Origin of the sequence: Rossellomorea sp. NPDC071047 (genome assembly GCF_050270195.1) — a bacterium.
In the GTDB taxonomy this organism is placed as follows: domain Bacteria; phylum Bacillota; class Bacilli; order Bacillales; family Bacillaceae_B; genus Rossellomorea.
Genome location: NZ_JBNNJT010000001.1, coordinates 1,423,661 through 1,438,579, shown reverse-complemented (window position 1 = coordinate 1,438,579; position 14,919 = coordinate 1,423,661). Strand labels below are relative to the sequence as shown.

Annotated in this window: 12 protein-coding genes; 9 read left to right on the top strand and 3 right to left on the bottom strand. The window is 40.4% G+C overall.

Annotation, left to right across the window (positions count from 1 at the left end; translation table 11 throughout):
• Window positions 1–65: 65 nt before the first annotated feature.
• Window positions 66–3,506: a pyruvate carboxylase gene (pyc, locus tag ACQKFO_RS07370; protein ID WP_427597666.1), complete on the top strand. Its 3,441-nt coding sequence runs from the start codon at window positions 66–68 to the stop codon at window positions 3,504–3,506.
• 41 nt (window positions 3,507–3,547) lie between these two features.
• Here the strand turns inward: pyc and ACQKFO_RS07365 are convergent, their stop codons facing one another.
• The gene (locus tag ACQKFO_RS07365) at window positions 3,548–4,465 is read right to left on the bottom strand and encodes a COX15/CtaA family protein (RefSeq protein WP_427597665.1); all 918 of its coding nucleotides are present in this window, start codon (window positions 4,463–4,465) and stop codon (window positions 3,548–3,550) included.
• A 482-nt stretch (window positions 4,466–4,947) separates the two neighbouring features.
• Here ACQKFO_RS07365 and cyoE point away from each other — a divergent pair, with 482 nt between their 5' ends.
• The 8 genes from cyoE (at window position 4,948) to ACQKFO_RS07325 (ending at window position 13,045) form a co-directional block, all read left to right on the top strand.
• On the top strand, window positions 4,948–5,859 hold the full coding sequence (cyoE, locus tag ACQKFO_RS07360) for a heme o synthase (protein ID WP_148993518.1): 912 nt from the start codon (window positions 4,948–4,950) through the stop codon (window positions 5,857–5,859).
• A 103-nt stretch (window positions 5,860–5,962) separates the two neighbouring features.
• Window positions 5,963–7,039, top strand: coding sequence for a cytochrome c oxidase subunit II (gene coxB, locus ACQKFO_RS07355; RefSeq protein ID WP_427597663.1), 1,077 nt, complete (start codon window positions 5,963–5,965; stop codon window positions 7,037–7,039).
• A gap of 29 nt (window positions 7,040–7,068) precedes the next feature.
• Window positions 7,069–8,940, top strand: coding sequence for a cytochrome c oxidase subunit I (ctaD, locus tag ACQKFO_RS07350; protein WP_148968622.1), 1,872 nt, complete (start codon window positions 7,069–7,071; stop codon window positions 8,938–8,940).
• Window positions 8,940–9,569 carry a cytochrome (ubi)quinol oxidase subunit III gene (locus ACQKFO_RS07345; protein ID WP_044337518.1) on the top strand — a complete coding sequence of 210 codons (630 nt, stop codon included), beginning with the start codon at window positions 8,940–8,942 and terminating at the stop codon, window positions 9,567–9,569. The genes ctaD and ACQKFO_RS07345 overlap by 1 nt, the downstream gene beginning before the upstream one ends.
• 4 nt (window positions 9,570–9,573) lie before the next feature.
• Window positions 9,574–9,906, top strand: coding sequence for a cytochrome c oxidase subunit IVB (ctaF, locus tag ACQKFO_RS07340; RefSeq protein ID WP_044337517.1), 333 nt, complete (start codon window positions 9,574–9,576; stop codon window positions 9,904–9,906).
• Window positions 9,907–10,335: 429 nt separating this feature from the next.
• Window positions 10,336–11,241, top strand: coding sequence for a cytochrome c oxidase assembly factor CtaG (gene ctaG / locus ACQKFO_RS07335; RefSeq protein ID WP_427597662.1), 906 nt, complete (start codon window positions 10,336–10,338; stop codon window positions 11,239–11,241).
• 72 nt (window positions 11,242–11,313) lie between these two features.
• A complete protein-coding gene (locus tag ACQKFO_RS07330; RefSeq protein ID WP_148968624.1) occupies window positions 11,314–11,775 on the top strand; it encodes a DUF420 domain-containing protein in 462 nt (153 codons plus the stop codon).
• Between the two features lie 124 nt (window positions 11,776–11,899).
• Window positions 11,900–13,045, top strand: a complete 1,146-nt coding sequence (locus tag ACQKFO_RS07325) for a GNAT family N-acetyltransferase (RefSeq protein ID WP_427597661.1) — start codon at window positions 11,900–11,902, stop codon at window positions 13,043–13,045.
• Between the two features lie 53 nt (window positions 13,046–13,098).
• Here the strand turns inward: ACQKFO_RS07325 and ytvI are convergent, their stop codons facing one another.
• Together ytvI and ACQKFO_RS07315 are read right to left on the bottom strand one after the other, a co-directional pair.
• Window positions 13,099–14,157 carry a sporulation integral membrane protein YtvI gene (gene ytvI / locus ACQKFO_RS07320; protein WP_427597660.1) on the bottom strand — a complete coding sequence of 353 codons (1,059 nt, stop codon included), beginning with the start codon at window positions 14,155–14,157 and terminating at the stop codon, window positions 13,099–13,101.
• 218 nt (window positions 14,158–14,375) lie between these two features.
• Entirely contained in the window at window positions 14,376–14,735 is a 360-nt protein-coding gene (locus ACQKFO_RS07315) for a YugN family protein (RefSeq protein WP_148968627.1), read from the bottom strand.
• Between the last annotated feature and the right edge of the window lie 184 nt (window positions 14,736–14,919).

Here is a 14,919-nt window from a genome sequence, read left to right as displayed (position 1 = left end):
GCCCTTTTTTCATAGACTGCTTTACAGAGATTTTCAATCATGAATAGCCTAAAGGAGAGAGTGTATTGAAGAAAATCAAAAAAGTATTAGTAGCAAATCGCGGTGAAATTGCGATCCGTGTATTTCGTGCATGCACGGAGCTGAATATTAGAACAGTCGCCATTTACAGTAAGGAAGATTCAGGAGCATATCATCGATATAAAGCTGATGAGGCCTACCTGACAGGAGAAGGAAAGAAACCGATTGATGCTTATTTAGATATAGAGGGGATCATTCGAATCGCAAAGAACGCCGATGTCGATGCCATCCATCCCGGTTACGGTTTTTTGTCCGAAAATATTCATTTTGCCAGACGTTGTGAAGAAGAGGGGATTACCTTCATAGGACCTCATTCAGAGCACTTAAATATGTTCGGTGACAAAGTAAAGGCACGTCATCAGGCCCAATTAGCCAATATCCCGGTCATTCCGGGAACTGATGGACCGGTAGAAACGTTAGAAGAAGTCATTAGTTTTGGTAAGGACAATGGATTCCCGATCATCATCAAAGCTTCATTAGGTGGCGGAGGAAGGGGAATGCGTATCGTCCGTAACCTGGAAAGCTTAAAGGAAGCATACGAGCGCGCTAAATCTGAAGCGAAAGCAGCATTTGGTAATGATGAAATATATGTTGAGAAATTTGTTGAGAATCCTAAACATATAGAAGTTCAAATACTTGGGGACGAAGACGGCAATATCATTCACTTATATGAACGTGATTGTTCCATCCAGAGACGTCACCAGAAGGTTGTTGAAATAGCACCATCCGTATCCTTGAGTGATCAGTTGAGAGAGGATATTTGTGAGGCAGCCGTCCGGCTGATGGATAATGTAAACTATGTGAACGCAGGGACAGTTGAATTCCTGGTTGCAAATGAGCAGTTCTATTTCATCGAGGTGAATCCTCGTGTTCAAGTAGAGCATACAATTACGGAAATGGTTACCGGAGTGGATATTGTCCAATCGCAATTATTGATTGCCGAAGGTCATGCACTACATAGCAGTAAGCTTGGCATACCTGTGCAGGAAGAAATCCGGACAAATGGGTTTGCCATTCAGTCCCGTGTGACAACAGAAGATCCATTGAACAACTTTATGCCTGACACAGGGAAGATCATGGCTTACCGTTCAGGCGGCGGATTCGGGGTTCGATTGGATGCAGGTAACGGGTTCCAGGGAGCCGTCATTACACCATACTATGATTCCCTTCTTGTAAAACTGTCCACGTGGGCTTTAACATTTGAACAAGCTGCATCCAAAATGGTCAGAAATCTTCAAGAATTTAGAATACGTGGAATCAAGACGAATATTCCTTTCCTTGAAAATGTCGTTAAGCATGAAAATTTTATAACAGGTAAGTACGATACATCCTTTATTGACACGACACCTGAACTGTTTATTTTTCCGAAACGAAAAGACCGTGGAACGAAAATGCTTTCTTATATCGGAAATGTAACAGTGAATGGTTTCCCGGGAATCGAGAAGAAGAAAAAGCCTGTATTCTCAAAGCCTAGGATTCCTGCTATTGACTTGAAACAAGACTTTAAGCCTGGGACAAAGCAAATTCTAGATCAACATGGTGCCGAAGGTTTGGTAAATTGGGTCAAGGAACAAAACTCAGTGCTCCTGACTGATACAACCTTCCGGGATGCGCACCAATCTTTATTGGCTACGCGTGTCAGAACAAACGACCTGAAGCAAATTGCACAACCAACATCTCAACTGCTTCCTGATATGTTCTCTTATGAAATGTGGGGAGGGGCAACGTTTGATGTAGCCTACCGTTTTCTAAAGGAAGATCCTTGGAATCGATTATTAACAATGAGAGAGGACATCCCCAATGTTCTATTCCAAATGCTGCTGAGAGCATCAAATGCCGTTGGATATAAGAACTATCCTGATAATGTCATAAAAGAATTTGTTGAGAAATCAGCATTCGCAGGGATTGACGTCTTCCGGATATTTGACAGTTTAAACTGGGTTAAAGGGATGGAAGTAGCCATTGATGCGGTAAGGCAAAGCGGGAAAATCGCTGAGGCAGCCATTTGTTATACAGGTGACATAGAAGATTCTACCCGGACCAAATATAGTATTGATTACTATAAGAATCTGGCAAAAGAGTTAGAAGCAAGCGGAGCGCATATATTAGCGATTAAAGACATGGCAGGGCTCTTAAAACCACAGGCAGCATACCGACTTATTTCAGAACTGAAAGATACGGTAAGTCTGCCTATCCACCTACACACCCATGATACAAGTGGAAACGGTATTTACACATACGCAAGAGCCGTTGAAGCAGGTGTGGATATTGTCGACACAGCCCTTAGCACGATGTCTGGATTAACATCTCAACCAAGTGCCAATACACTTTACTACGCATTGAAAGGAACTGAAAGGGAACCTAATGTAGATATTAACTCATTGGAGACTCTTTCCCACTATTGGGAAGACGTTCGAAAATACTATACAGACTTTGAAAGTGGCATGATGTCTCCGCATTCAGAGGTTTACAAGCACGAAATGCCGGGGGGACAATATAGTAATCTTCAGCAGCAGGCAAAAGCTGTAGGACTCGGGCATCGATGGGAAGAAGTCAAAGAAATGTATGCAAGGGTCAACCACCTCTTTGGGGATATCGTAAAGGTTACTCCTTCATCAAAAGTTGTCGGGGATATGGCGTTGTTCATGGTGCAGAATGATCTGTCGGAGAAAGATGTAATCGAAAAAGGGGAAAAGATTGACTTCCCCGATTCAGTGGTGGAATTATTCGAAGGGTATTTGGGTCAGCCTCATGGCGGATTCCCGAAAGACTTACAAAGCGTGATTCTGAAAGGGCGCACTCCATTAACCGTTCGGCCTGGGGAGCTCCTTGATGATGTGGACTTCACAGCACTCAAAGAAAAGCTCTTCGAAGAACTGCAACGCCCTGTCACTAGTTTTGATGCTCTTGGATATGCTCTATATCCTAAAGTATTTATGGAATACGCACATACAATGGATCAATTTGGTGATATTTCCGTTCTCGATACGCCTACTTTCTTATTCGGAATGAGACTTGGTGAAGAGATTGAGGTTGAAATTGAAACCGGGAAAACACTCATTGTCAAGCTTGTTTCCATTGGCCAGGCTCAGGCAGACGGTACACGGATCGTCTACTTTGAACTGAATGGTCAGCCGCGTGAAATTGTGATAAAAGATGAAAGCATTAAATCAACAGTGGCAGCCAAGATGAAGGCTGATGCAAAAAATGAGTCTCATATTGGTGCTTCCATGCCTGGAACCGTGATTAAGGTAATTGCTGAAAAAGGAGAGGCGGTAGAAAAAGGGGATCACTTAATGATCACCGAAGCCATGAAAATGGAAACGACCGTTCAAGCTCCGTTTGCAGGGGTAGTGAAAGACATATATGTGCAAAATGGTGATGCCATTAGCCCTGGTGACCTATTAATAGAAGTTCAAAAAGCATAAATAAAAAAAGGATTCCGGTTATGAACGGAATCCTTTTTTTGTTATTCTTTCAGCTTGCTTCTCGAGATGAGCAGGATAAAGTAACAGAGTAATCCAAATAGACAAGAGATGATCAAAGCGTGCAATAATGCTATACCTAAGTTTAACCTTGTGAAAACCACGAGTGCTCCAGACATGACTTGAAGGGATACCAGTGTAAATGCGATGATCCATCCCCAATAAATAACCTTTTGGTGCTTATGCTCTTTAATCGCAATATATGTGATATAAGCAATCCATAAGAATATGAGTCCTGCTGCTGTCCGATGTCCCATTTGAATCCACTCATATAGATTGGATGGAAGACCCGGAGACGAATTAACACATAACGGCCAATCTTTACACACCAAGCTCGAATCCGTGTGTCTGACTAAAGCACCGGTATAAACAACAATATAACTATATAAAGTGACCCCTATTGTATGGAATCTCATACGTTTATTAATGACCAATGAGTTGGCATCGAATTTCTGATCGACTTCAAAGATCAGAAGTGTTAACAATAGAATTGAAGCAAATGATATAAGAGAAATTCCAAAATGCAGTGCAAGTACGAAGTCTGATTGCCCCCAGAGTACAGCGGCAGCTCCGATTAGACCTTGTAATACTAAGAAAAAGAAAGAGAGTGCAGCAAGGAATTTTGTTTCACGTTTATATCCAATCGCTCTCCATGACCATATCGATAATGCCAATACTAGTAATCCTACACCACCGGAGACAACACGGTGTGCCAATTCTATGACAAGCTCGAACGTTATATCGCTTGGAATCAATTGTCCGTTACATAGTGGCCAAGATCGCCCGCAGCCCATACCAGATTCGGTCTTCGTAACGAGGGCTCCTCCCAATAGAACAAATAACATTCCAAGAGTAGTGAGAACGGCAAGCCACTTTAATCCTTTGTGGACACCTTTATGCAATCTATTCACCTTCTTAATTAATAGACTCTACACACTTTCCAATTTATAAATATAGTAGAAAAATATATATGCCCCTACGATAATACCTAAAAGGTCAGTAAAACTCAACCGATAAAATGTTACAGAATTATGAGCATGATAATTATTTATATGAAGAGAATAACTATTAGTAGATAATGACTAATTTGCAGAAAAACAAAATCTGTAAGCGCTTAGCTTCGTTTTATGGTATGATGGGTTTAAAATGTTTGTAGAAATATGAAGAAACGTCTGCGTTTTTCTTTCTTCACAATTTCTTCACATTATTGTCTAATTCTCCCCCAAAAAGGAAAAAATATATGGTTTAATATAATATTGATAGCATATATACTATTTCTTATCTGTGCATGAATTAACAGACGGATATAGAAATGGAGAATCATTTCCTATATAGTATAGAGGTGGTAACTGGCCTCTGGCTTTTTATAGAGAGGAGGAAGAGAATGTCTAGTCGAATGATGACTAACGCTCAAGAAGCAGATTTGACAACCTCAACTGCTTGGAAGGATTTTTTAGCACTAATCAAAATTGGTATCGTTAATTCAAACTTAATTACTACCTTTACAGGTATGTGGTTAGCTTTTTACTTTACTAATACACACTTTCTAAATTCCCTTGATACGATGTTCCTGACGTTGATTGGCTCTTCCCTTATTATCGCGGGTTCCTGCTCCATAAATAATGTGTATGATCGAGACATCGATCCTCTGATGGAACGTACTAAGGGACGTCCTACCGTAACAGGTAAGATCAATGCACCAAAAGCTTTGTCTTTGGGATTAATTATGATTGCAGTGGGAATCATAATGTTATTTATGACCACCGTCACTGCAGGTGTGATAGGAATCATTGGGGTATTTAGTTACGTTGTATTATATACAATGTGGTCTAAGAGGAAATACGTAAGCAACACAATAGTAGGGAGTATTTCAGGTGCAGTTCCTCCACTAATAGGTTGGTCAGCTGTAGATGCAAATCTGGATATCATCGCATGGGTCCTGTTCCTAATGATGTTTATCTGGCAGCCGCCTCACTTCTACGCTTTAGCGATGAAGAGAGTGGAAGAATACAGAGCAGCGAATATACCGATGCTTCCCGTAGTAAAGGGATTTGCTACAACGAAGCACCATATCGTTGCATGGGTTGCAGCTTTACTGCCGCTGCCATTCTTCTTGATGGATTTAGGAATGTTTTTCTTTATCCTAGCAACTGCCTTTAACATTGGCTGGCTTGCATTGGGACTCGCAGGTTACAAAATGAAAGATGATATTAAGTGGTCAAAACTTATGTTTGTCTATTCACTGAATTATTTAACTATCTTGTTCGTAGCGATGGTTATCGTTACCGTACTTTAAGATTAGTGGGAATTCTTTCTGATAAGAAATCCAAATAGATATTTTTTATGAGTCCTTGTTTTATTCAAAAGTATATTACATGAAAGAGGGGTTTGATTAAGCTATGAAAGCAAGGCTATCTAAGTGGCGCTTATTCTCAATTGTAGCAATGTTAGCGCTAGTTCTTTCTGGTTGTGGAGAGCCATTTCTCTCCACATTACAACCAGCTGGTGAAGTAGCACAGTCACAATATGATTTAATGATACTGTCTACATTAATAATGGTATTAGTAATCATTGTAGTAGTCATCGTCTATATGGTTGCGATTATTCGTTTCCGTAGAAAAAAGGGAGATACTACTATCCCGAAACAAGTTGAAGGAAGTCACACACTTGAAATTGTGTGGACAGTAATTCCAATCATCCTTCTTCTTATCCTGGCTGTTCCTACCGTAACGTCTACTTTCGAATTAGCTGATACAAAGGCTATGGATAAAAAAGACGCAGATGGAAATCGCGAAGCTTTAGTTATAAACGTTCGCGCTAATCTTTACTGGTGGGAATTTGAGTATGAGGATGAAAAAATCATCACTTCACAGGATTTAGTTGTACCAACCGATCAAAGGGTTTACTTCAATGTTACAGCTTCTGACGTTAAGCACTCTTTCTGGATTCCAGCAGCTGGAGGAAAGATTGATACAAACGTCGATAACGTAAACACATTCTTCCTTGAATTTGATGGGGAAAAGTCTAAAGATGCAGGCGGATTATTCTACGGAAAATGTGCTGAGCTATGTGGACCTTCCCATGCTTTAATGGACTTTAAAGTAAAAGCGCTTCCTAAGGACGAGTTTACGGCATGGGTAGAAGATATGAAAAATGCAGGAGAACCTAAACCATCTTCTGATTTAGCACAACAAGGACAAGAAATCTTCAACCAAAAATGCTTAAGCTGTCACGCAGTATCCCCTCAGGATGGTCGTCCGGAATCAGCTCGTCTTGCTCCTAACTTAGCAAACTTTGGTGAGCGTACCCGAATCGCAGGTATTCTGGATCACAATGAAGAAGAGCTGAAAAATTGGCTGGTAGACCCTGAGCAGTATAAGCCAGGTAACAAAATGACAGGTACATATGGTAACCTGCAGGAAGACGAACTTGATGCCCTTGCAGAATATCTGATGGGATTAAAAGTTCAAGATTAATTGGGGATTAGTTAAAGGGAGGTTTAATCGTGAGTAGCTATGCACAGAAAAAAGGCTTCGGCGCGACTGTTTGGGACTATTTAACAACAGTAGACCATAAAAAGATCGCCATCCTTTACCTTATGGCTGGAGGATTCTTCTTCTTAGTCGGTGGATTAGAAGCTCTTATCATTCGTATACAGCTTGCTGTTCCTAACAATGACTTTGTTAGTGCCGGCTTATACAACGAAGTTTTAACAATGCACGGTACAACGATGATTTTCTTAGCGGCCATGCCGTTAATATTCGCATTCATGAATGCGGTTGTACCTTTACAAATCGGTGCTCGTGACGTTGCATTTCCTTTCCTGAATTCATTAGGTTTTTGGTTATTCTTCGCAGGTGGAGTTTTCCTTAACCTTTCATGGTTCTTAGGCGGGGCACCGGATGCCGGGTGGACTTCATATGCTTCACTCTCAATGGCATCAAAAGGACATGGAATTGATTTCTATGTACTGGGGTTACAGATTTCAGGTGCAGGTACATTAATAGGTGGGATCAACTTCCTTGTAACCATCATTAATATGCGTGCTCCAGGTATGACATACATGCGTATGCCGCTATTTACATGGACAGTATTTGTTACCTCGGCACTTATTTTATTCGCGTTCCCTGCTTTAACAGTAGGATTATTCTTAATGTTATTTGATCGTATGTTCGGATCGAATTTCTTTGATGTAGCGAATGGCGGAAACACAATTATTTGGGAGCATTTCTTCTGGATCTTTGGTCACCCTGAGGTATACATCCTTGTATTACCAGCTTTCGGAATTTTCTCTGAGATCATTCCACACTTCTCTAGAAAACGTTTATTCGGATACTCATCCATGGTATTTGCGACCGTACTTATCGGTTTCTTAGGATTCATGGTTTGGGCTCACCATATGTTTACAGTAGGTCTTGGACCAATCGCAAATGCAATCTTCGCCGTTGCGACAATGGCCATTGCCGTTCCGACGGGTATCAAAATCTTTAACTGGCTCCTTACGATGTGGGGAGGAAGCATCAGCTTCACTACTCCAATGCTCTACGCAGTAGCGTTTATCCCTACTTTCGTAGCAGGTGGAGTAACCGGAATCATGAACGCAGCTGCTACAGCTGACTATCAGTTCCATGATACGTATTTCGTTGTTGCCCATTTCCACTACGTTATCGTTGGTGGGGTAGTATTTGCACTGTTGGCAGGTACGCACTATTACTGGCCAAAAATGTTCGGTACAATGTTAAACGATTTCTTAGGGAAAATCGCTTTCTGGTTATTCTTTATCGGATTCCACTTAACATTCTTTATTCAGCATTTCCTTGGTTTGATGGGTATGCCTCGTCGTATCTGGAAGTTCTTGCCTGGTCAAGGATTAGAAACAGGAAACTTAATCTCTTCTATTGGAGCAGGCTTCATGGGAGTCGCAGTTATCGTACTTCTTGTTAACGTCATCATGACTCAAGTTAAAGGGGTTAAAGTTTCTAATGACCCATGGGGAGACGGACGTACCATTGAATGGGCGATTCCTTCACCACCACCATTCTATAACTTTAAGCAAACTCCGCTTATCCGTGGTTTAGATGCTTATTGGTTAGAAAAAATGGAAGGTAAAAAAGATTTAACACCGGCAGAACCTATTGGAGATATCCATATGCCGAATAACTCGATTTTACCGGTGATCATTTCACTCGGGTTATTCATAGCAGCATTTGGTGCTATGTATCATCCGGATGGTGATAAAGCATGGGCAATTCCTGTTCTGGTAATTGGAATGCTTATCACTTTAGGTGCAATGTTCTTCCGCTCTGTAATCGATGATCATGGATATCATGTTCATAAAGAAGATTTAATGGATGATGATAAAGGGGGTAAGGCATAATGCATGCTGAAGAAAAATTCACGCCAAAGACCTGGCCGGCCTCCCCTGAAAAGGCAACCCTTGAGGGGAAAAACAAGTTTATGGGCTTTTGGTTTTTCCTTGGTGGAGAAACGGTTCTTTTCGGATCTCTTTTCGCAACGTATTTAGCTCTTAAAGACAAAGTTCCTAGTGACAGTCATGCACTTGCTGCTGACATCTTTGATTTACCACTTGCATTTATTGCAACTATGTTACTTCTAACTAGTTCTCTTACAAGTGTTTATGCAATGTACCATATGAAGAACTATAACTTCCAACGCATGCAGGCTTGGTTATTAGTCACAGTTCTACTAGGTGCAGCTTTCCTTGGATTAGAGATTTATGAGTTTAATCATTACGTACATGAATACGGGCATACTTTTACTAGTAGTGCGTTTGGTTCAGCCTTCTACACACTAGTTGGATTCCACGGAGGGCACGTAGCTTTCGGTCTTCTATGGATTGTAAGCTTAATGCTTCGTAATGCTAAACGTGGCTTAAATCTATACAATGCTCCAAAGTTCTATTTAGCTTCTCTATACTGGCACTTTATCGACGTTGTATGGGTATTTATCTTTACAGTAGTATACTTAATGGGAATGGTGGGATAAACTGATGGCGAATCAACAATCAAATTCAGGTAACCCAAGTGTAGATTACGAATATCGTCGTAAGAAAAATGCAGAAGACATGAGAATGCAGGTTACATCCTTCATGTTAATGATTTTTTTAACATTGGTGGCGTTCATTGCAGTGGCAGGAGATTTTGATAAGTACTTTATTGTACCTTTCATCCTTCTACTTGCGGTCGTTCAACTAATTTTTCAACTTTATTACTTCATGCATATGAGTCATAAAGGTCATGAAGCTCCTGCATTATTCCTGTACTCTGGTGCACTTGTTGCATTTATCACAGTGTTAGCATTTGTAACGATTGTATGGATCTAAAGAAAAAGTCAGCCGGATGGCTGGCTTTTTTTGTTGGGCTGGTTTTCCCAATGTGCTTGTCGGGCCTGGTCAAGCCGCTTCCGCTTTTCGTTGTCCAGCTACGTGGCTTAGAGGCTCGAGGTCATAAGTCAAACATACCAAAAAGGCAAAGAGCGCCTTTCCGGTATGCTCGTCTTATGCTTGTCGCCTCTGTGCAAAGCCCCTCCGCTTTTCTAATTGTCCAGCTCCAGCGGCTAGGCCCTCGAGGTCATAAGCCAATTCTGCCAAAAAGGCAAAAAACGCCTTTCCGGCAGAATCGTCTTATGCTTGTCGGGCCTGGTCAAGCCGCTTCCGCTTTTCTAATTGTCAAGAACTTGTCATTACCTTCCGTTGAAGTGGGGGAGGGATGTCAGTATAATGGGGATAGGAAACGTGAAATGAGGTGAGCAAATGCCTTTGGGTATTTTTGGTTTTATGGCTTTATGGAGCCCATTCTTTATTTTGGCTTTAGTATTTATTACGGTCGTGTATTTCTTGATCACTGTCAAATGGAGAGACAGTTTTAAAGAAAGTGAAAAATTGACCAGCAAAGAAGCCACATATTTCATTCTAGCAATTGTTCTACTATATGGAATTAAGGGTTCGCCGGTAGAAATTATGAGCACAATTTTATTTTCTGCTCACATGGCACAAATGGCGTTACTATATTTAGTGGTCACTCCACTGCTCGTATTGGGAATTCCTAAATGGATCTGGAAAGCTGCAGTTGAGTTACCGGTGGTTAAGCAAGTATTTAAGTTTATGACAAAACCATTGATTTCTTTACTATCTTTCAATATCATCTTTTCGATTTATCATATCCCTTTAGTGTTTGATAATGTCAGAACTGATGCCACTCTTCACGGTTTGGCGACCGTTATTCTATTCTTTTTATCATTATTTATGTGGTGGCCATTACTAAATCCAGCTGATGACGATATTGACTTAAGCGGCCTCAAGCGAATTGGATATATTCTTGGGAGTGCAGTCTTATTGACTCCGGCATGCGGTTTGATCATCTTTGCCGAGAATCCTTTATATGCCCCTTATTATGATCCACAGGAGTTTCTTAAAGCGTTGGCACTATGTGTACCTGTGAATACTTTGGAAGGGTTGACGCTGACCGGTCCGGAGTTATTTACCGATATGTCTACACAAAATGATCAACAGCTTGGCGGAGTGATCATGAAGATTGTTCAGGAGATTGTATTTGGAGTTATGCTGTTCAACCTGTTTTTTCAATGGTATCGCAATGATCAGGAGAAACATGAAAAGCTATCCTATGATCCCGTTGATCCTAAATTGACAGAACAGTAACGTTTGAAGGGATGATGAACGTCATTCCTCTGATTACATAGCATATTATCTTTAGAAAAGAGAGGAACAGAGATGGGTTTACCTATTTTACCTACCATTAGTACCACCTTTATCGTATTAAGTGCAGTTACAGTTGCGATTGGCTGGTGGCAGATTAAACAGAGAAGGATTGAGCAGCATCAGAAAACCATGACTCTTGCAGGTATTTTTGCGCTTATCTTCTTCATCATTTATATGAGCAGGACGATCTTTGTTGGGAACACGTCCTTTGGCGGTCCCGATAGCATCAAGATTTATTATACGATTTTCCTGGTTTTCCATATTACATTAGCCACAACCGGAGCTGTATTTGGCTTGATGAGCTTGTGGACGGGCTATAAAGACCGTTTAGCAAGGCACCGTAAGCTGGGGCCGATTACAAGCTTTATCTGGTTCTTTACGGCTATCACAGGAGTCGCAGTGTATCTGCTCCTTTACGTATTCTATAAAGGCGGAGAAACAACTTCTGTCATTCGGGCAATACTCGGATATTAATGGAAAAACCTATTATGTGAAGAATCACATAATAGGTTTTTTTTGACTATTAAAAGGCGTTTTACTAAAGGGAATAGCAGAACTCCCGTCGAATGTAGAAATAGTAGAAGGGAGCAGATAGATCATGATTACAAAATTAAACCACGACCAGCTTGAAGAATCCTTACAGTTATCTGAATATGCTTTTCAATATGTAGTACCAAGTGAAGACAGAGAGAGACGCCTTCAACAGACTAAAAATCATACTGTGTATGGAATATATGAAGAAGAAATCTTAGCTGCGAAGCTTCATTTGATCCCGCTCCAAGTACACCTGGGTGAACATGTCTATCCGATGGGAGGTATTGCCGGAGTCGCCACCTATCCGGAGTTCAGGAGAAGAGGGTATGTGCGGCAATTAATGAATCATTCATTACTGAAGATGAAGGAAGATGGCACAGTCCTATCCATGCTTCATCCTTTTTCTATTGATTTCTATCGGAAATTTGGATGGGAAGTGTTTGCATCTTTCCACAAGGTACAGCTTGAGAAAAAGGATCTTGTACCATTAAAGCCTCACAATGGACTAATCAGAAGATTTAAGAAGGATACATATCCTAATGAATTGGAATTGATTTATGATCGCTATGCGGAACAGCATAATGGGATGCTGGTGCGTTCAACAAACTGGTGGAGGGATAGGAGCATCACCGATCTGTGGATAGCGATATATTATAATGATGCAGGGGAAGCCACCGGGTATCTTACTTATGAAGTGAAAAAGGAAAAGATGAAGGTTGAAGAGTTTGTTCCACTTACAAGTGATGCAAGAATTGGTTTATGGAACTTCATTTGTCAGCATGACTCCATGGTGAATGAAGCTGAACTTATATTGAACCCCTGTGAAGTGTTACCCTATATGTTGAAGGACCCAAGAATGAAAGAGGAGAAACACCCATACTTCATGGCAAGAATCGTCGATGTAGAAAAATTCTTGAAGAGATATGTAAAAGAGATTGATTTTCCGTATCAACTTGAATTTACCATTACGGATTCGACAGCGGCTTGGAATAACAGCACTTTTGTTCTTAATAAAAGTGAAGTGATGGTTGGTGATAAGATTGAGGCACCGATTTCTCTGGATATCAAAGCTTTCACAGCTTTAATCTTTGGAGTGCATACCCCAGAGGAACTGATCCAAATGGGAAAACTTCAGGCAGAAAAGGAGGACTTTCACAAGCTCCAATCCTTTTCCCAGGGGAATCATCCATTCTTTTACGATTTTTTTTAAGAGAAATTAAAGTCAAAAAGACCAATCCCCTGTGAATGGGAATTGGTCTTTTATCATACCTTGAAATTCGTTTTAATGATACCGGCCTCTTTAGCCGAATTAAACACGATAAGGATGAGTGGACCGATAATGAAGCCCAATACACCAAAGAGTTTTAGGCCGAGGTACATGGCGATTAATGTAGCAAGCGGGGATAATCCAATATGGGTTCCCATCACTTTAGGCTCTACCGTTCTTCTTATGATAAGGAGAATGGCTGCCAAAACTGCTAGTTGAGTTCCTAAGGCGATATTTCCTGTCAGCAGATGGAAAATAGCCCATGGTGCCAAAACGACGATTGATCCTATCAAAGGAATAAAATCAATCACCCATATGATAATCGACATCACGATCGCAACCTCGGGAGCAATGAATAGAAGCCCTATTAAGGAAACGACAAAGATGATGATACTCACCAGGAACTGCGCTTTAAAGAATCCAAAAATAACATAGGTGAGTCGGGAAGTCATAAACGCCACTTTCTCTGCTGTTCTTTCTGTCAAGTGACCATAAATGGATTTTTTAATACGTGGTAAGTCCAACATGAAAAGAAAGAGAGCAATTAAGTAAACGAGAAAACTCACTAAGTAATTCGGTATATAAGATAAAAATACACTTATCTTTTCAATATTGACAGAGTTAAGAATCTTCGTTTTTCCAGTATTTAGAAAGTTTTGTACGTCTTCACTGAAGCTTCTCACAAGTTCATCAGGAAGATCCTCAGTCGCATTCAACAGCCGATCCTCGTAGTCAAGCCAAATATCGCTTAATTGGTTTACATATTTCGGTGCATCTTCTATCAGCTTAATACCTTCACCAACGACTTTTGTTGTAACGAAGAACGAGGAAAGGCCTATAAGAAGCAGGAACAGAATAAAAACAGAAAGTACTGCCATTCGACGTTTTGCAGAGAAACGATTTTGAATAAAGCTAACGGCCGGCTCCAGGAAAAGTGCTGTTATAATCGCAGTAATCAAGGGGACTGAAACAGGTAATATAAAAAAAGCAACTATAGCAAGTATTAAGATGATAAGTGTGATCATTAAAACTTTTTTCGTGAAAAACTTGGACAATGGTGTACCCCTTTCTAACAGAAACCTATTACTATTATTATATGAGAGAATGAGAAGAATGAACAGTAGGAAGAAAGTGAAATTCGAAGGTTTTACATCTATTTATATTAGAGTCCAAGCGTATATAGAAAAGGGCCCTTAGAGGAGTTTGGATCAATCCTGATTGGATAATACAGAAAAGACTGTCCGAAGATAGACAGTCTTTTCATAAACTGATATTACCAGGCAAAGTTAGTTGCTTCTTTTTTGACATCTGCAATAAGCTTTTCACAAGAAGTGACCAGATGTTTAGGGAATTCTTCACCTTCACCGTATTCTATACCGTGTGGATAGTAATGTTTTCCTAACAATGGAGTCATTAGTTGAATAACGGCGTCATGCTTTCCGATATCTCCTTCAACAGCTAGACCTTGGATTCGTAAATAGAAAATACCTTCTCTGATTTCAAATTTACGATCGTACGTCACTCTTTCATAATCCCATTGACCTGCACGAACAAGTCCGTGAGATTCCATAATCTCGTCTAATCGGTTCAAGTCCACTTTTAAGCTTTCAAATTCAGTTCCTTCAAAACGCATAAAAATTCCCTCCTATATTGTCCGGCATCAGAACATTTGAGCCCTGATGCTTTTCGTATGGTAGAAGCATTTATATCGGTGTATGTACAATGATACTAAATGCGGTATTTCTCATTCTTAATAATAGTGGAAAAACCTTTATCTTGCAATGTCTTCAACCATTTGAATTTGTCGTTTTTCTAAA